The sequence below is a fragment of the Aquiflexum gelatinilyticum genome (genome assembly GCF_024813435.1).
In the GTDB taxonomy this organism is placed as follows: Bacteria; Bacteroidota; Bacteroidia; order Cytophagales; family Cyclobacteriaceae; genus Cognataquiflexum; species Cognataquiflexum gelatinilyticum.
The window spans coordinates 97,615-117,183 of the sequence record NZ_JANAEZ010000005.1 but is presented as its reverse complement, the minus strand read 5'-3'; the positions used below and the strand labels follow the sequence as shown (position 1 = coordinate 117,183).

Here is a 19,569-nt window from a genome sequence, read left to right as displayed (position 1 = left end):
CAGTTAATCCGTCTCTAATCCTAACATCTTTAAATTGATAATGTGAGTAAAAAATTACAAAGTAAAATCCCGAAGAAGAGCTTCCTCGGGATCGGAATGAGAAACTTTTAGAAATTGGTTTTGGCTACATTATAAATCTTAATTTCATCTAAAATGAATTTTCCATCAGGAAAATCATTAGCCCCTGCTATATCAGCCCTTTCGCCAAAGCCTGAATTCCAATTATTTTTGGTTGTTGACGCAACTTTTGTTCCATTGATGAATAGTTGCATGGTTTCATTTGAGCCAGAAATCCCTTCTCTATCCCAAACTGCCGCGATATGCACCCATTGACCGTTGAATTTATTAAAATCATCATATTTGATTGAAACATAAGACTCTTCTTTTCCAAGTTCAAATAATAGCACATTGGTTTTCCCTTCATTACTATCATCAAAACTTGACAATCCTATCCCAGCCTCTAATCCATAAGGACCATCAAAAATTCTATAGGGATTATGTTCATAGCCAACCGGAGTTTCTTTTTGGTAGAACCAAACAGAAATAGTGCCCCCATCAGGATTAAGTACCGAATTCAAGTTGTTCAAAACCAAATTATGTATTCTTGAGGTTATGAAGTAATCTCCAGGTGCAATGGTTATCCCTTTTCCAATTTTTCCAGGAACAAAAGCTCTGTTTGCTGAGATATTCAATCCATCGTCTTCATCAAAAAAAGCAAGATCCGGTCCTACCTCACTGTTCAAGACCTCCTCAATGGATCCCAATTTATTCCATAGAACCAGGCCTTTATCAATATTCTTACAAACAAGTATCAGATTGTAATCCTCTGAAAATGATATGGGAGTCCCGAGTCCTATTTGGACAATGGAAAATGTAATCTCTTCACATTTCTCCCATCCTTTTACCAGCGGTATGGCAAAGGTTGCGGTATAGCCTGAGGGAACAGCTTTAAACTCCTTTTTCTTCCCATTTATCTGGATCGTAATGGAGGCTTTCGCTTGGGATGGCCCTGAGGTAACCTCATATTTTACCTTTACAACAAACTTATCCTCGGTATTGTATGCCTTGTAGGAAACATTTTTTGTATTGATTCCTGAGCTCTGGCTTTTCGAATCTTTTATGGCAAAGTAATTTCCACTTCCAGGTTCTATGCAATCAGATTCACAATCCGAAGTGTATACTAACCTACCATTGATTGGATCATCTTCAGGTTCAAGTGCTAATCCGGAGAGGTCTTGAAATTCTTCCAATACTGCTAGAGGCTCTTCCATGGGAGCTAATTGCTCGCAGGAAAAAAGCAAACCAAATACAAACAAAACTACCCAGTAGCTTTGGATGCTGAACCGTTTTTGAGTTTCCATTTTTTTTGGGTTTAATTGTGAATAAATTCTTTCCAAAGCTACTTTCCGAAGTAAATAGAAGTAATGATTTTATCCAATATCAAGGGTGATTTTTGTCATTTATTTATTGAAAATCAGAAGGTTATAAAATAATTTCTAAATATTATTTTATTTTTAAGCTTTGATTTTACGGCTTGCGGTTTACCGAAAAATTACATCGACACCGAGGACTTAATTTGGGAGTAAGTGCTATCGGCATGCGAAAACCGTAAGGTGATAAAAAACTACTTCCAAATTATTTTAAAATGGATCGGTGTCTCACAATCTACCTAACAAGACTGGGGTTTCTTATTTTCAATCCTCAAAAATCGATATCACCTAAACTTTAGCACTTATAATTTTTACATTAAATACCCATTGTTTTTAAGAAAGTAGCCTCTTCGAATTAACCAAAAATAGGAGAAGAAATTCCGGTTCCTATTATTGGAAAAAATTACCTATGTATAAAAGAATTAGACATTTTGGTTAGGTTTTTTCTTTTGAAAATATTGGATAAAAAAATAAATGGCTGACAATATTCCTGTAAATATCAAGGTTCCCCATATTTCAAAACCTGAAAGGTTAGATAAAAAATAAAGGATGATCAATGCAGAAAGGATCGGGACGGTGTATCCAAATGGAATTTTGAATTCTAAAGGAACAGAAGGCTTTATTTTTCGAAGTTTGATTACAGAAAGGGACACCCCAAAATACACCAATAACATACTTGCGGAGGCGATGACGGCCAATTGCCTAAATCCTCCCATGGAAGCTATGGTAAAACCAAGTCCTGCATAGAGCAAAATCGAAACATAAGGGGTTTTGAATTTATGGTGTATAGAAGCCAATTTTGCAATCGGGATCACCCCATCCACAGCCAACCTGAAAAACACCCTCGGCAAATTCAGAATCTGACCGCTTAGCATCCCAAACATCGAGATTCCAGCACCGACAAAAAGAAGGGTAAACCCAACAGGACCAAAGACAATCCGGGCAGTTTCGGCCAAGGGAGCCTTCTTGAATTCCGTGAGTTCACTTCCCAACACGCCCTGAGAAACAGTTTGGATCAGGATATAAAGCAAAAGCACAAAAGAGATGCCGATAAAAATCGCTCTTGGAACCGTCTTTTGGGGGTTTTTGATTTCCCCTCCTATCGTCAGTCCGGCATCTCCTCCCTGAAAAGCAAAAAACAAAATCAGTGAAGCCTCGCCAAACTGTTGGATACTCGGGGCTGATTCCCAATATAAATTGGGTAGTTGGGCGTCCTTCCAGCCAATCGTCACCAACAACAGAAGCGGGATCAATTTGGCGACAGTATTGATTTTGACCAAACCGATGCCCTGTTTGACTCCGACGACATTTAGGGTAGCCAAGCCTGCAAAAATCACAAACAGGGTCAGAACCCTGATATATTGATTTTTGAAGACCGGAAATACCAATCCCAAAATTTCCACAAGGGCATTGGACACCGCTGCATCCGAGAATATACTGCCCATCAACAAAAATATGGCCGCCAAAAAACCGGGATATGGCCCAAATGCTGTCTCTATATAAGCATATCCCCCGCCGGAGTGGGTCACCTTACTCCCCGCCTCCGCAAAACACAACATGACCAATGCAATCAAAAACCCGCAAAACAGGTAGGCAATCACTGCTTGGGTTCCCATGATCTCGGCAACAATAGCCGGCAAAACAAAAATCCCTGCCCCGACGATGATATTGACAATATTAGCCGAAAGCCCCCACACCCCAACTTCTCTTTTTAATCCCTCTTGGGCAATTTTCATAAAAATTTCTAGAATTTAGTTTATACGGATTTTCATCTTTTCAATTTAATCAGAAATCCAGTAGATACAATTTGGCAGAGAAAAGAATGGGTTTTGTTGATTTTGGAAAAAATTTTAAGGGATAAATGCTTTTTTGCAAGAAACCCGGTAATCAACTTCAGTCCGTACGGAAGACCGAAGTCGAAAGCCCCCCGTCTGTCGTCGGGCAGGGATGTACCGGACATGTCAGTCTCCAACCTTGAATTATTTTGGGTTAACGCTTTTAAGGGCATCATTGCGTGAAGAAATAAAATATGTATTTTAAATGCATTGGTGGAAAAGGTAAAAAAATTAAACTTTTTCAGACATCCGAACAAGGACGAAATGCATGTATTTTTTCCCCAATGGGTAGAATTTTTTTCCGAACAAGAATTGTCTATCCCTAGAACTTCAAAGCAGAAAACATTCCTTCATCAACATTTTAGAATTGTAAAAATTTGATATTGGAATTTAATTAAATATGATTTAAGTTGGTGAATAGAAATCACCTGAAAACCAATGCCTAACCCAAAATTTTTCTTCTTTTTTATTTTTGTTCATATTTCATTTTTATGTAGAGGTCAAGAAGTCAAAATCACTCCCATACCTTATCCATTGGATCAATTCCTCACCAATATGGTAGGAATGTGTCAGGATGAGGAGGGTTTTATCTGGTTTGCCGACAATTACAACGGACTAATCAAATACGATGGCTCCTCTAAAAAATTCTACAAAACTGATCCCAATAACCCCAATTCCCTGTTTTCAAATCGACTTGAAACCATAACATCAGGCAAGGGAGGTATCATCTGGATTGGCAGTGCCCAAAACGGACTTGACCGCTTTGATCCTGGTACAGAGACTTTCACCCATTTCCAACACGATTCAAATGTATCCTCAACACTTATTGATGATCAAATTAGTGCGCTCTTAGAGGATCCCTCGGGTACACTTTGGGTAGGGACAGGAAAAGGAATTGACACCTTAAACCAAAAAACGGGAGAATTTGTGCCCATCGAAGATAATTCTCCTGCTGGGATTTTGCTTAAAAATGCGGGAGTCAGGGTAATTTATGAGGATCGGACAGGTACTATTTGGATAGGTGCCGGAAATGCTTTTGGCCCACATAATGACCCTTCAGCAGGATTGTACCAATTTGAAAGAAAGTCAGGCTTGATCACCCATTACAGGCATGATCCAAAGGACCAGCAATCACTTATTGGAAATAATGTCAGGGCCATTTTTGAAGACAGCCAAGGTAATTTTTACGTAGGTACAGACGGAGACGGACTCCATATCATGGATCGTCAGCAAGGTACCTTCCGACGGATGCTAAACGATCCCAATAACCCAAATGCGCTCTCCCGTCCGCCCGTCAATCCCAAAGCCATTTATGCTTTAGATCATATCACCTTTATCAATGAAGATTTCCAAGGTTGCATTTGGATCGGAACCTATGGCGGAGGAATCAACAGATACAATCCAAAATTGAAAACCATGGAATTTTTTGGAACTTCCGGAATAGGGTCACATCATTTGGAGAAGAATGACTTTTGGACAATGCTGAAGACAAAGGACGGGCTTCTTTGGATTGCCGGATGGGAACCACAGACGGAAAATCAGGTTTTATTTCAAGTTTCAACACTTCAAAACCATTATGATCATACCGAAACCGGCCCCAGAGTAATCACTTTTGCACAAGGATCAGATAAAGGAATTTGGATTGGGACTACAAATGGACTCTATGGAAAAGAACAGGACGAAGGAACCGCCAGTTTTTTCTCTTTTGTAAAAAGTAACATAGGCTCAAAATACATTACAGACCTAGGTTTTGATGAACAAGAAAATTTATGGATGACAACGCTAGGTGGACTTTACTTTTTTAACAGAAAGTCAATGAGCGCTACTTTCCTCGGCCCTAACGAGAAAGACAAGGAAAGCCTATCCTCCTTTGCGGCAACTTCTGTGCTACCCCTAAAAGATGAAACTGTTTGGATCGGTACCAACAACGGTCTTGATATCCTGAATATTAAGTCGGGGAAAATCAAACGTCATAAACATAAACTGGATGATTTAAGAACCCTCAGTGGCAATTCTATTTCAGATCTTTTTCAAGATTCAAAGGGAAATATCTGGGTAGCGACAAACAAAGGTCTTGATCTTTATCAACCGGATTCAGGAGATTTCAAAAGGGTCTTAAGTTCAGCAGGAGCAGCTATCCTCAGTATTTTTGAGGATAGCAAACAACGAATTTGGGTAAATTCCCATCGTTCAGGCCTTTTTTTGTTGAATCAAAACACTGAAGAGTTTGTCCCTTTTTATGATGCCTCCGGTTTGATCACTGATAGGATGCTGGTCAAAGGAATGGTGGGAGATAAGTCTGGGTATTTGTGGTTGAATACAGACATAGGGTTTATTAAACTGGAACCTGAGACGAGAGATGCCGTCTTGTTTGGACAAAGCTGGAAACAGACCTCTGAGAATAATTTCAATTCATTCAGGACTTTTATTTCCAAAAGTGCTGAAATCTTTACCGGGGATGCCTCCGGATATTTTCATTTCTTTCCTCAGGATCTCGCGGACCAATACTTGGCGCAACCAATTCCTTATTTTACCAGATTTTTTCTTTCTAATTCTGAACTTATTCCAGGAACTAACAAAATCCTGCCCTTACAGCTTCAACAAACCAAACACATCAATCTTTCCTACAACCAAAATACCATCTCAATAGAATTTGGCATTATAGATTTTGTGACCGGAGAATCGGAAAAAAACATCCTTTTCAAATTAGACAAATATGATCAAAATTGGAAAAACGGGAATGAACTTGTGGCAGATTATTATAATTTACCTCCCGGAGAGTATGTATTTCAAATCAAATCAGCCAACAGGTTTGGAAATATTGGGCAGCGGTCTTTAGCAATTACCGTGATGCCGCCATGGTATACCCAATGGTGGGCTTGGCTTTCCTATGCTTTGTTGCTGTTTTTAATGCTGTATTGGGTTTATGGATTCTTACTCCGTAGAAAACTTGCCCAAGCAGAAGTCATCCGGCTCCAAGACCTCGATCAGGTCAAAACCAAAATCTACACCAATTTGACCCACGAATTCCGCACCCCATTGACTGTGATTTCGGGTATTGCGGACCATATTTTGTCCCAACCTTCAATAGAGAATTTGAAAGACGGGCTGCCCATGATCAAACGGAACAGCGCGCAGTTGCTACGACTGATTAATCAGATGCTGGATCTATCTAAACTTCAGTCAGGTAAATTGTCCCCAAAAATGATCCATGACAATATCCTGACTTATTTAAAATACCTGACCGAGTCTTTTCATTCCTTTGCTGAATCGAAAGATATCCGATTGCACCTACTTCCGGGTTTTGATGAATTATATATGGATTTTGATCCGGAGAAAATCCAGGCCATATTTTCCAATTTTGTAGGAAATGCAGTAAAATTCACCCCACCTGGAGGCAATATTTACATCAAGATTGAAAAGAATACCTCCAAAGAATTAGGGGAATTTTTGGAAATCAAAGTGAAGGACACAGGCAAAGGTATTTCCTCTGAGCATTTGCCCTACATTTTTGACCGTTTTTATCAGGTGGACAATTCATCAACCAGGTCAGAAGAAGGGACCGGGATTGGCTTGGCCCTTACGAAAGAACTGGTGCAACTGATGTCCGGTACGATAGAAGTCAATAGCCAATTGGAAAAAGGTTCGGAATTTATACTGAGACTTCCCATAAAAAATGAGGCACCAAAAGGAAATGCCGGTGAATTTGCCCAAGAATCATTTACAAATGTCAAAGATTTGGTGGCAGCAGCGGGCTTAGGGATCGAGGAAGATTACGATGAAAGCCTTCCAATGGCATTGCTGATAGAAGACAATGAAGATGTATTGAGCTACCTGGAACTCTGCCTCCAAGGCAAATACAGAATTCAAAAAGCAAGAAATGGCCTCCATGGAATCCAACTCGCCATAGAATTGATTCCAGACATTATCGTCAGTGACGTAATGATGCCTGAGAAGGACGGCTACGAAGTCGTCGAAAGGCTAAAAAAAGATGAACGGACCAGTCATATTCCCATCATCCTGCTTACTGCCAAAGCAGATCTGGAATCACGATTGGAAGGATTGGAAAGAGGCGCAGATGCATACCTTTCCAAGCCCTTTGAAAAGAAAGAGCTTGAAGTAAGACTCCGGAAATTGATTGAATTGAGGCAAAGGTTGACGGCACGATATGCAACACTGAGCCCAGAAGGGATTGCAGAAACACCGGCGGAAATACAAGAGGATGCTTTCCTAAAAAAGCTCCGGTCAATCGTCGATGCGAATTTAGAAAGCGAGGAGTTTGGCATTGGGGAGCTATGCAAGGAACTGGCGGTTAGCCGGACTCAATTACATCGCAAACTTAAGGCGCTGACCAACAAATCCACCTCCCAAGTCATTCGGACGATCAGGATGCAAGAAGCAAAGAAGCTTTTGCAGAATCCTGCCTTGAATATTTCAGAAATCGGCTACGCGGTCGGGTATGGCAATCCCAGCCATTTTACCCAGGAGTTTACCAAGGAATTTGGGGAAGCACCGAGCTTTTTTAGAAAAGGGTAATTCTTTATTCTAAATAAAAGAACCGATTTTTCAAAGCTGTTCTTAGGATACAACTTTTAACGAATTTCTTTTCGGCTTAAGAAAAAGGCAAAATCAGCTTTTCGCATGAATTGGAACAAAGTCTAAAGCTTATGAATCAATAGATAATCCAATGTTTTAGGCATGTACTTACCTTAGATTCAATAAAAAACATAGATCGGGTAATACAAAAATCCATTGGCGTGAAATCGGCAATGGTTTTTTTATTCTCAATTTGATCCAAGGCTTTTTAGAAAAGGGTGATTTTTTTCCAAGCCTAACGGCTAGTTCTTAAACCTGATGGGGCTTCAACTTTTTTTGAAATTATCTCTTATTGCTTAAAAAACAGTCAAAAAAGGCATTTTTATGGATTTGGAACAAAATATAAAGCATTTGGAACAATAACTACGGTTCGATCATCTTCTCAAACATACCTTAGTTTCATGTTTATTAAGCGCTTTCGTTGACTCCATTAGAGAAGGAGTAAAGGCCTTTTTAAAAACCGAAGTATAGAGTAAACATGAAATCTGCTTTTCAAAATTCTAACCATTTAACCCCAAAAAAATGAAATCTAAAATGTATTCCCTTGTGGCACTATTAGCCACATTTTTAGCATTTACTGCCTGTTACGATTTAGAGGAAGAAGTAAGTGTCAATGCAAAGAAAGTTGATAACCAATACCTGGTTAAGGAGATAGCTAAAGGTGCAGCTTTAAAAGGCTCCAATGGCATCAACTTTGGACCGGATGGCAATCTATATGTTGCTTCGTTTCTTGGTCAGGAAATAATCGTGATGAACAAACAAAACGGCAAGATCATCAAAAGGATTTGTCATGAAGACGGGGTGATTGTTCCTGATGATTTGGTATTTGGCCCTGACGGATCGCTTTATTGGACTGATCTTTTTATCGGAGAGGTTGGCCGAATCGCTCCTGATGGAACTTTGACCAAGCAGTTTGTAGCCCCAGGGGTAAATCCCATAACCTTCTCAGATGATGGGCGTATGTTTGTAGGACTTTGCTTTCTAGGCGATGGACTTTATGAGGTGGATCCCGAACTTAAAGCACCACCTAGACCGATTATTGTTGCATCACCGCCATTGAATCCATTCCCACTTGGTTTTTTGAATGGATTCGATTTCGGTCCCGATGGGAAATTGTACGGACCTCTCTTTGCAGGAGGTGCAGTGATCAGGGTAAATGTCGGAGGGCCAGGAACCCCACCCTCAACCAATCCTTTTGCTGATGGTACCGCAGAATTCGTGGCAGGAGGCTTCACAGTTCCTGCTGCTGCAAAGTTTGATTCCAAAGGAATCCTGCATGTAGTGGATCAAACAGGTGAAGTATTCAAAGTAAACCCATCAACTGGAGAAAAAACACTTTTCATAAAAATTCAAGCAGGACTTGACAACCTGGCCTTTGACTCAAATGGCAATCTATTTATTTCCAATAATGATTTTGGTACAATAGTAGAAATTCTTCCCAGTGGACAGCCCCGCACTATCAGTCGTGGGGGAATAACCTCCCCAATGGGCTTAGCGGTATTACCTGGGGTAAATAAAAAAGATGCATTATATGTTCCGAGCGTTTATCGCCTGCATCAATTGGATGGCCTTACAGGCAAAGAAACCAATGATTTTAAAGGCGATTTACTCAATGGTGCCGGTAATCTGACAACGCCATTTACACTTTCAGCAGATGGGGAAAATCTCATCGTTTCTTCTTGGTTTGGCGCGGTTGTGCAAATATGGAACCCACAAACTGACAAAGTTCTTGAAACTTTCCCGATGGGTGCTCCGATTGATGCCATCCGATTTAAAAATGACATTGCAGTGTCTGATCTTGGACTTGGCGGAGTGGTCCGGGCAAGTGACAAGTCGATAATACTTCCGATAGACGGTGTCAATGTATTTGCACCAAGTGGTCTGGCTACTGACGGCAACACGTTATGGGTAGCTGACTGGGGTACAGGCATTGTTTGGCAGGTAGGATTTAACGGCGATACGCCAAGCACACCTTTTCCTATAGCGACTGGATTAATGAATCCGGAAGGTTTGGCTTGGGATAAAGAAGGCGGTTTGTTTGTTGTTGAATCAGGAGCTTCCAAGCTATCACGAATTGATCTGATAACAGGAACTGTCAGCAAAATTGCAGATGGTCTCAAACTGAGTGCACCTGCATTTGGTCTGGAAGGTTTCCCACCAACTTGGTTATTTGACGGTGTAGCAGTCGGCCAAACCGGTGATATCTATGTTTCGGGTGGCGGCAGGAATGTGATTTACCGCATCTCAAAAAATTGAGGTTATATTTTAACAAAATAAAAACCATAAGTAAACGATTTTCATTTTTTTAACCATTTCAAGCGACCAACTCCTCCTTTTCCATTGCGAAAAGGGGGAGTTTTTTATTCCACTTGATCTTTCCAACCGCTATAAGCTGTCCTGTTTCCCGGTTGTCCTACTTCTCCGGAATCCGGACTTTAAGTTTTATCCAAATACTGCTTCAGGAGAAGCTGCAGAACTATCCACTATTATTCTTCCAACCGATTGTATTTCCTCAGTACTTCCACCAGCAATCCGTGTGGCAATGCGTAAGACTTATTTGCATTGATGCCTTCCATGGTTTCTGCAGCAATCATGGCATTGATAATGGCTTCTTCGACTGCCTGAACTGTAGCTTCCAATAAAGGATCAATCAGGTCATTTGGCAGCATCTCCACTTGTGAAAAATCATCCCGCTGAAAGGCGTCAGGATTGGCGGTGGAAAAAGCGATAAAAATATCCCCCGAACCATTGGTCCCGATTCCTCCAGTATTGCCGATTCCGATCGGAACGCGATTTGCAATCCGCTTCAACTGATGGGGAAGCAAAGGTGCGTCGGTCGCCACGACCACGATGATGGAACCGTCCCCTTCTTTCCGATAAGATTGTGGCGGCAATTTCAGTTCATTGTTCAAAGTATCCAACAGCTCCCTTCCTACCGGAACTCCTGCAATGGTCAGTGAAGGTTTTCTGCCAAAATTTGCCTGCACCAAAGCACCCACGGTGTAAGAGGAATCTTTGACTTTGACAATTCTCGAGGAAGTTCCAGTTCCTCCTTTGAAACCCAAACACATCATCCCCGTACCTCCGCCTACATTTCCTTCGGCTATTTTGCCACTTGAGGCGTTTTCAATCGCTTCTAGCACATGTTCTTCCTTGACATGAAAACCATAGATATCATTCAAAAACCCGTCATAAGTTTCCGCGACCACAGGATAGGTGTACCACCATTCTTCCCCCTTATACCAATCGGTATCCACATACCATTTCAATACCGCATCCCTGACCACGCCTACGCTGTTGGTATTGGTAATCATAATCGGAGTTTCCAGGAAGCCGGATTCGGTCAGCCAAGTGGTTCCAGTCATTTCACCGTTTCCGTTCAAGCTGTACCAATTGGCAAATACAGGGCTGAATTTATTTGCTTTTCCTCTCGGGAAGATGGCGGTGACCCCGGTTCTGACCGGACCTTTGCCCACGATATTTTCCCCACTTCCTGAGATGATGGTGCTGTATCCCACTTCCACGCCTTTTACATCGGTGATGGCATTGAATTGACCTGTTGTGCCGTCAAATGGCACTCCTAAATCTCTGGCTCGGGGCTTTTGGGCGAAAGAAACTGAAAGTGTGAAGGAAAGGATAAGAAGTAGAATAGCGTTTTTCATATTGTTGGCTTATAATTCATCCAAAAACTTAAATATCTCAATATAAGCATTTTCAAATTCCTCTTGATTTGGGCTGTGCTTTCCCCCGGGTATAAATATCCTAAGGTCTTTATCATTTCTCAGCAAGGGAATAAATTTTTTGAAAGTCACCACCGGAATCTGATCATCCAAGCCCCCATGCCACAAAAAAATGGGCGGGTCTTTTGGGTCAAAGTAGGTAATCGGTTCAAAAACAGCCAAGTTTTCTTTTGATTCAAAACCTTCAGCAGGGAAAAGTGCCAGACCTAAGGCTTTAAACTGTTCATTCTCATGCTCAGTAAAAATCCTTTCCACCACATCCAATCCATCCACTGGCCCAGAAAAATTGATGATTCCTACGATTTGGATGCCATCGTCAAGTTTATTGGGATACTCCGGATTGTTTTGGGCAAGGCCCACATTGGTCGCAATATGAGCCCCTGCCGAAAAGCCTGACACAACCACATTCTTCAAATTCAAACCATAGTCAGCGTTGTTGGCTTTGAGAAAATTCAGGGCATTTGTAAGGTCGCTTGTTGCAAGGGGAATCCCTCTCTTCAGTCTGTAATTCAGGTTGACGACATTCAAACCTTTCTTGAGGTAAGGTTCAATGTACCTTTCCTCCTGACTTTTGTCGCTGAAGTAATAGCCTCCTCCATGAAGGAATACGATTGTGTAATTCCGCTTTCCAAAGGATTTTGCTTTTTGGGACAGGTAGATATCCATCACCTGTTCCACATCTGAACCATAAGAAACGTCTTTTAAAATCTGGTAAACAGTTTCCTTTTCTGTAGCGGATAATTCTACCGCAGATGTCATTTTTTTGGAACAGGAGGAAAGCAGAAATAAAAAAATAAGGAATAGGTTTAAGCTGGCTTTTTTCATTTTTTGGTAAGTTGGTTTTTCAAACTTAATGCGTCGGGAAAACCCCATTGCTCTACAATTTTCCCATCCGCTATTCTGTATATGGAGGTTTCATAGATGGTTACTTTGATACCCGTAGCATCAAGTCCTTCGAATGCTCCCAATTGGGTACCTGTCGATCTATATCTTGTCACCACTTTGTCGCCTTCACTTACCATATCGACTATCTCTTCTTTCCAATCCGGAAATATTTTTCTATGGCTTGTAATTGAATGTTTTGCCCCATCAATTCCCTTCCACTCAATTTCGTTGATAAAGTGGCATACAAAATCGGGAGATATTATTTTCTCCAATTCCGTTACATTTCCGTCGCTCCAAATTCGGTGAAAATCTCTTACAACATCACGGTTGGCGTCAAGGTCTATTTGATTTGGTTCTGAACCACAACTGTAAATAAACATGCATACTATAAGCATCAGACCTGCACAGAAAGGTTTTTTCATTTTGGTGTTTGTTTAAATTACTGAGGCTTTTTTTACATGCAACTCAAATGGACCAATTCAAATTCTATTTAGAATCCGATTACAAAATCACGCGTAATTTTTTCAATAGAAGGCGTCCCGGCGAGTTGCATGTCCCGGATCAACTCCGCCCTAAGTATGTCCAGCGCGATTTCTACTCCTTCTTGGCCTAAGGCACCAAGTCCCCAGCAGAACGGTCTTCCGATGCAGACTGCATTGGCTCCCATTGCCAATGCTTTGAATATATCTGTCCCTCTTCTGATTCCTCCATCGATTAAAACTGGAATTCTGCCTTTGATTTCCTCAACTATCTCGGGTAAGCATTCAATAGTGGACCGAAGGCTTTCCAATTGCCTTCCCCCATGATTGGAGACAATAATTCCGTCGACACCATACTCAAGGGCGAGCGTAGCGTCCTCTCGGGTAACAATTCCTTTCAGTACAATTTTCATGTCACAGTTTGCCCTTAACCATGATATGATTTCCCAAGTCAATCCCGGGTCATCAATCCCGGTTCCTTCAGGTAATATCCCCTCATAATTCCCCATTTTGAGTTCTTTGGAATTTATCAGTTTGGTAAGTGTTGTCCCACCTCTTTCTCTGTTTCCTATCACAGGAGTATCCACAGTCAATACACAGACCTTACAACCTGCCTTTCCTGCCCGTTCAAGGAGTTTTTTAGTAACCTCTCTATTTGTCGTAGGATAAAGCTGAAACCAAAGATCGGCTTGGGATTGCGCTGCAATTTCATTCACGGAATAGTTGGAAACTGAAGAAACAATCATCTGATGCTTTTTCTTGACCGATGCTTTTGCTGTTGCCACTTCCCCGTCTTGATGAAAGAATTTCTGAAATCCGACGGGGCTTAATATGATCGGATTATCCAGGGTTTTTCCAAACAGTTCAACCTTTGTGGAGATCGTACTGACATCGATTAATCGACGTGCTCTGATCTGAATTTTTTGATAGCCCTCAACGTTTGCTTTTACTGTTTTTGAGTCGTCAGCTCCTCCGTTCAGGTAATCAATGGCATCTTTTCCCATGACTTTCCCGGACAAACCTTCCAAGTCAAAGACATTTTTAAACTCCTGCTTTTCATCTTCATGGAATCGACCAGATTGGCATCCTGAAAGAGATATCCCAGGTAAAGCCAAAGCCAAACTGGATAATCCGATCCACTCAAGAAACTTGCGTCTTTGAAGATCATTATTTTGGTAGGGATCCATATTATCCATTTTGATGGTTTTTTAAAATGAAATATTTGATTTTGAACTCGATTACCCCCTATTGAATTTTCCTCCCGGAAGCCTGCTTTTGATGTATTTGAATTGTCCGTTGTGGTTGGATTCATGCTCACAGACATGAAACCACTTGCAGTAATTGTTGGTCGGACCCCAAGGCCAATCTTCGTCGACCGCCAACAGCCAATTGTCGTCTCTTTTTTTAAACTCCCTGATGGTATTTTCCCTCACTTCAGTCATAATATCGAGGTAGTAATCCAGATTATTGCCTTTGATGGTTTTTCGGGCTTCGTCACCTAGGTTCATCGCCACCTCAAATCGGTTCAAATCTTCTTTGCTAAAATCTCCCCATGCCTTTCCCTCGAAAGTATGGACGTGATAAAAACGCTCCGTAGCGGCCAAATGAAGCAACATGGCGCCAATCGAGTTGGAGTTATCATCCAATAGAAAATCCAATTCTTTCACAGTCATTCCTCTTACCGGCATCAGAATCACGTCCCTCATCCAAGTCATCATGGATAACAAGGTTCCTATATGAAGAGAAAAACCTTCTCTGGGTCCGATTACATTGATCCGATTTTCTGTCGGGAGAGGGATAGCTGTGCTAAATTGCGGCAACAAGGAGAGTCCAAGTGTACTCGAGGTAAGGACTGCAGCAGATTTCATGAAATCTCTGCGTGTAGAAGGTTTGGTATTTTTCATTTTCTTACGAGGAATAGTTATTCAAAGGAATGCTAACAGGCTTAAATGCTATTCCCAAGTCCTTTGTTGCCAACGCAGAACTGTAAACAATTTCCGGCTTGCCTAATGGAGGTTGATTGTTGAGCATCAATGTCACATCTGATACCCTATAACTTTCCCCTGATAAGAGATAATTTTTTCCATGGATGTTTTTGGTAGTGGCCGCTTTGAAAATTGCATCGGCAACATCTTCTACATCTACCAATGCCCATAATACATCCATGTCATAGATCATTTGTATAAAAGGATTAGGAGCAATTTTATTTTTAAACAAAAATTGTATCCCCGTGGAAGTGGAATCCTGTCTGTTTGACAGAGATTTCCCCATTACACCCGTCGGCGAAACTGAGGTGATTTCAAAACTCAAATTGGGGTGGTCGGCTATGAATTTATTGACCGCCTGATTGGCGATAAACTTGGCTTGGGCATAAGGAATGCCTTCTTCGCTCATAAATGGCGCATCATCTTCAGTGATTTGGTCACCTTCCTTTTTTCCTGCAGGTAAAAACGGAAAGCTTGTGTTGTATGCTGCCACGGATGCAATGAATACGACTTTTTCAATCCCGGGAGTTTTTAGAACTGCTTCAAGGAAGTTTTCTGTACCCTTGATGGTCGGGTCAAACAGTTCTTTCTGAAGGTCTTTCACATCCAATTGAAAAGGAGTTCCTCCATGAATTACAATGTCACAGTCCTTCAAAAAATCCATAAGCTCCTGCTTGTTTTCAACATCAAGTTGAGCGATTTCCAGATTCTCTGCATTCTTGAGACCGAGCAAATGTTCATACTTTTCCTTTTTGGAAATATCTGTGGTTGATACTTTTACTTTGTATCCTTCATTCAAAAACTTTTGGGTGTTATAGCTTCCAATAAAGCCTGAACCCCCGATGATGCCTACTTTTTTCATATTTGGTTATTTTTATAGTTCGTCTTATATTTTTTGGGTTTTCCCGTAATTTATTTTAAAGAATGCCTGCTAATCACTTCTTAAACTTCCCATACACCCCTTGTCCCGGGAAAAACATTGGGCACGGTCTCACCATCTTTCAATATAAAAGCCCCGTTTACAAATACATTTTCATCTCCTACCTGCAAGAAAAAAAACAAGTCAGGGAAACTTTTGAGGGATTTAGTTCTCATCATTGGAATTATTTAAAAAGGAAATTAAGTGAAATAAAATACCAACAGGTCCATTGAATTATTGTATGTGGCGTTTTGACCTTGATTCGCCAATCTTACAATCTAAAAAACTCAATCCTTACCTTATGCCCTCTTAGGACGAAAGCTGTTTATTTCTTCCCCAATGAACGAGTTTTCTTTCCGGAGGAAGGTCTTTAGGTCGTAAAGAAATAAAGAGAAAACATTATTGGACAACCTTCCATTAATTCAATCTCAAGTCAAAGGCAGAGAAACAAACCAATGCGAAAACCTCTCCCAAAAATCAGGGTTAAAACCTGTGATTCGAATAATATGGACGATAAGGAAAACAAAAAAGGCTACAGGAAATACCCATCTCCCCTGCTTTTCATTTCGTTCCAAAAAAATCAGGACCATAAGAACCACATAGCCCAACGATATCCCAAGTATATAGGGATAGGTTCCCTGAAGGCCTAAAACATTATACATCACACGCACCATCACAGGCTCAAACAATGCCAATCCGGCCACTATCATCCCCCTGGCGTGAATCGTCATGGAATGCCTATACCAAATAGCAACCCCAAAACCAAAGCTGAAAATCAGCAAATCCTTGAATGGAATCCAGAATTCCGGCCCTACAGGTTCCAACTCGGGGCTGATTCGGTTATTGGCCAAAAGCAAAACAGAAATAAACAGAATCGGAACTAAGAAATAAGAAAACTTCCCAATCGTTCTATGCAGCGCAAACTTCTTTTTACGAATCAAAATCGGTTGGATCACCAACATCGCCACCCACAAGAGGGCTGTAACCACATGAAACTGAAAGTATTGGTTAAAGTCTGCTGACCCATCAAAAAACTTAGAGAAGTAAGAGGGCCAAAACCCAACAAAGGCCAGAACCAAAAAGGCTAGATAATAATATCCTGTATTTTGAAACTTCATCCTGTCAGATTTTTATGTGAAATATTAAATAAAATGATCAGTTATCTTTGGGCTTCCGCTTTTGATCCAAATATTCATAATGGCTGTTGTCAGGTGGAGTCCTGATCACTTTACTCTCCGGCAAAGGACCCAATTGCTTTACTGCCAAATCCATAGCCCGCATCATTTGGGCAGTTTTTTCAGGATTTTTCTTCGTGAGGTTGGTAGTCTCTCCGGGATCAGTTTTAAGGTTGAATAAAAGCGTATCGTGGGCATCCACTTTTTTCATACCTCTCGTACCGACAAAACCCGCAAAGGGACGTTTGATCTTCCAATCTCCCTCCCGATAAGCCTCTTGACTGGATAGCATGTAATATAAAAATGTGTCCCCTTCCCTGCTGCCATTTTCAAAAAGCACTCCACTGAGGTCCTTTCCATCGATCTCACGGTCTTGAGGTATCTCAGCACCGACCAGTTTACAAAAAGTAGGAAACCAATCCATTTGTGTTGCCAAGTCCTCATAGACTTGACCCGGTTCGATTTTCCCTTTCCACATCGCCACGGTCGGGACGCGTACTCCTCCTTCGAAGGTAAATTGCTTGCCTTCTCTGAGTGGACCCGCCGAACCTCCATGGTCTTCCATCACCAGCCAAGGCCCATTGTCTGATGAAAATACAATCAGGGTGTTTTCAAGAATTCCCTTTTCCTCCAATTTTCGTAGAACTTCTCCCACACTCCAATCCAATTCCTGAATGACATCTCCATAAAGTCCCCTGTTGGAAGTTCCCTGAAAATCCGGAGAGGCATAAATCGGGACATGGGGCATATTGTGTGCTAAATAAAGGAAAAAGGGATTTTCTCCTGCAGAATCAATGAATTTTAAAGACTCCTCGGTATAGGTCTTGGTGGTGAAAGTCTGATCCACTTCGTATTCTACGACATCATTTCCCCTCAGGTAAACGACGGATTCCATGTCATTGGAAAACGGAATTCCAAAGTATTCATCAAAACCCTGATTTAGGGGAAGAAACTTCTCCATATGGCCCAAGTGCCATTTTCCTACTACCGCAGTGCGGTAACCTTTATCTTTTAAGATTTCGGCGATGGTGATTTCCTCAGGATCCATCCCAGAAAAGCTTTCAGGGAAAAACACTGAATTTATACCCATGCGTTGGGGTATCCGTCCTGTCAAAAGTCCCGCCCGCGATGGACTGCAAACCGGTGAAGCAGACAAAAAAGAAGTGAATTTTATCCCCTCTACTGCTATTCTGTCAATGTTTGGCGTGGCAATATCCGTGGCACCAAAACAGCCCAAATCCCCATATCCAAGATCATCAGCAAAGATGAAAACGATGTTTGGTAGTGGAGATTGGCTCTTTTTTTCTGCCTCATTTCCGCAGGAATAAAGCAGAATTGCCAAAAGTATCAATTGAATTTTTCCTTTCATTTCTTTTAATGCTTATGCTCCATCAAATGCTTCCTTAAGATATCCTCCCCAAAATCATTTCCCTTTTCTCTGAAAATCGAATGGATATGGTTGGCATTGTCAAGGAAACCGACATTGTCATACTCGATGATAAAATCCGGGCTGTGGATCATGTAGTAATGCGCTTTCATGGGTTCATAGCTTCCGATCCAGGCAAAGTACACTTCATCCATTCCCCTTGCATGCAGGATGGCGAGGTATTCTTCTGCCTTCTCCTTTTCCATGTTGTTCATATACTCTTCGATGAGGTAATGGAGCACTTTCTGCTGCTCGGGTCGGAGCTCTGAACCTTTGATCCCCATAAATTCTTCATACCATTGTGGTCGGTCAGGATTAGTCAGGATATCCTTAGGGACTTCCTGACTCAAGGTCGCTTTGGCTTTTTGATTTTCATCCAAGGTATTGACAAACCAAAAACCATAATCCTCCTCCTTACTCAGCGGCCGCAAACCTGAATATTGGGTAACCTGCACCACAGCAGGATCAGAACCAAAAAACAACGGTGTCATCGAAAAGGAATCTTTTGTCATCGTTAGGTTAATGGAGATGTGGTGTCCTTCAAACTTGAAACCCCAAGCCGTGTCCATCCCGGGATTGCCGAGGATGGCGAGGTAATAATTACCGTAATCCCAATCCAGTTTCCTGATAAACCCGATCGTCCGGTCGTCAATTTCTTTTCGTTGATGGGCAATCTCAAAGATCTCATGCAAAATATCATCCACCTGCATGATGGCAAAGGTCTTGAGGTATCCCTGTGAACTGAAAATCGTGCTGAGGATCTTGTGGAATTTTTCCTTGCTGACCTCAGACAAATCCCCGTATCGGAGTCCTTTGCGTGGTGCCAAACCTATCGGAAGGTTAGTCCAATTGGTGCGGAGGCTGTCATCCATCGAGAAGAGTACACTGTCTTTTTGGTTGGCAGAAAGGGTTTCCATAAAATCCACAGTGACTTTGACCATGTCTGTTTTGGATTGGGCAAAGAGTCCGATTGAAAATGTTAAAATGAAGACAAGAAGGGAAATGGTTTTTTTCATTAGAGAATCGGTGGTTATGAATTGGATTAAATGGTTAACTGCTTAATTGCTTAAATTTCGGGAATTTCCGTCTTCTGTCCTTT

General features: G+C 41.4%; 14 protein-coding genes. 2 read left to right on the top strand and 12 right to left on the bottom strand.

Annotated features, from left to right (window positions below; genetic code table 11):
- Positions 1-107: 107 nt before the first annotated feature.
- Both NK987_RS12625 and NK987_RS12620 read right to left on the bottom strand, forming a co-directional pair.
- Positions 108-1,361 carry a LamG domain-containing protein gene (locus tag NK987_RS12625; protein ID WP_259264136.1) on the bottom strand — a complete coding sequence of 418 codons (1,254 nt, stop codon included), beginning with the start codon at positions 1,359-1,361 and terminating at the stop codon, positions 108-110.
- A gap of 491 nt (positions 1,362-1,852) precedes the next feature.
- On the bottom strand, positions 1,853-3,166 hold the full coding sequence (locus NK987_RS12620) for an APC family permease (protein WP_259264135.1): 1,314 nt from the start codon (positions 3,164-3,166) through the stop codon (positions 1,853-1,855).
- Positions 3,167-3,703: 537 nt separating this feature from the next.
- Here NK987_RS12620 and NK987_RS12615 point away from each other — a divergent pair.
- Positions 3,704-7,801: a hybrid sensor histidine kinase/response regulator transcription factor gene (locus NK987_RS12615; protein ID WP_259264134.1), complete on the top strand. Its 4,098-nt coding sequence runs from the start codon at positions 3,704-3,706 to the stop codon at positions 7,799-7,801.
- A gap of 582 nt (positions 7,802-8,383) precedes the next feature.
- Positions 8,384-10,117, top strand: a complete 1,734-nt coding sequence (locus NK987_RS12610; RefSeq protein WP_259264133.1) for a hypothetical protein — start codon at positions 8,384-8,386, stop codon at positions 10,115-10,117.
- Between the two features lie 230 nt (positions 10,118-10,347).
- On the opposite strand, the gene NK987_RS12605 is transcribed toward NK987_RS12610, so the two are convergent.
- The 10 genes from NK987_RS12605 to NK987_RS12560 all read right to left on the bottom strand — a co-directional run bounded on the left by NK987_RS12605 (position 10,348) and on the right by NK987_RS12560 (position 19,486).
- Positions 10,348-11,523 (bottom strand): DmpA family aminopeptidase, encoded by a 1,176-nt coding sequence (locus tag NK987_RS12605; protein ID WP_259264132.1) that lies wholly within the window; start codon positions 11,521-11,523, stop codon positions 10,348-10,350.
- A gap of 9 nt (positions 11,524-11,532) precedes the next feature.
- Positions 11,533-12,426, bottom strand: a complete 894-nt coding sequence (locus tag NK987_RS12600; protein WP_258423280.1) for an alpha/beta hydrolase — start codon at positions 12,424-12,426, stop codon at positions 11,533-11,535.
- The gene (locus tag NK987_RS12595) at positions 12,423-12,908 is read right to left on the bottom strand and encodes an ester cyclase (protein WP_259264131.1); all 486 of its coding nucleotides are present in this window, start codon (positions 12,906-12,908) and stop codon (positions 12,423-12,425) included. Before NK987_RS12595 ends, NK987_RS12600 begins: the two co-directional genes overlap by 4 nt.
- Before the next feature lie 68 nt (positions 12,909-12,976).
- A complete protein-coding gene (locus tag NK987_RS12590) occupies positions 12,977-14,152 on the bottom strand; it encodes an alpha-hydroxy acid oxidase (protein ID WP_259264130.1) in 1,176 nt (391 codons plus the stop codon).
- A 51-nt stretch (positions 14,153-14,203) separates the two neighbouring features.
- Positions 14,204-14,869 carry a DinB family protein gene (locus NK987_RS12585; protein ID WP_259264129.1) on the bottom strand — a complete coding sequence of 222 codons (666 nt, stop codon included), beginning with the start codon at positions 14,867-14,869 and terminating at the stop codon, positions 14,204-14,206.
- Between the two features lie 4 nt (positions 14,870-14,873).
- On the bottom strand, positions 14,874-15,812 hold the full coding sequence (locus tag NK987_RS12580) for an NAD-dependent epimerase/dehydratase family protein (RefSeq protein WP_259264128.1): 939 nt from the start codon (positions 15,810-15,812) through the stop codon (positions 14,874-14,876).
- Between the two features lie 80 nt (positions 15,813-15,892).
- Positions 15,893-16,048 carry a hypothetical protein gene (locus NK987_RS12575; protein ID WP_259264127.1) on the bottom strand — a complete coding sequence of 52 codons (156 nt, stop codon included), beginning with the start codon at positions 16,046-16,048 and terminating at the stop codon, positions 15,893-15,895.
- Between the two features lie 249 nt (positions 16,049-16,297).
- Entirely contained in the window at positions 16,298-16,987 is a 690-nt protein-coding gene (locus tag NK987_RS12570) for a hypothetical protein (protein ID WP_259264126.1), read from the bottom strand.
- Positions 16,988-17,024: 37 nt separating this feature from the next.
- Positions 17,025-18,413, bottom strand: a complete 1,389-nt coding sequence (locus NK987_RS12565; RefSeq protein ID WP_259264125.1) for a sulfatase family protein — start codon at positions 18,411-18,413, stop codon at positions 17,025-17,027.
- A gap of 5 nt (positions 18,414-18,418) precedes the next feature.
- Positions 18,419-19,486, bottom strand: coding sequence for a DUF3500 domain-containing protein (locus NK987_RS12560; protein ID WP_259264124.1), 1,068 nt, complete (start codon positions 19,484-19,486; stop codon positions 18,419-18,421).
- Between the last annotated feature and the right edge of the window lie 83 nt (positions 19,487-19,569).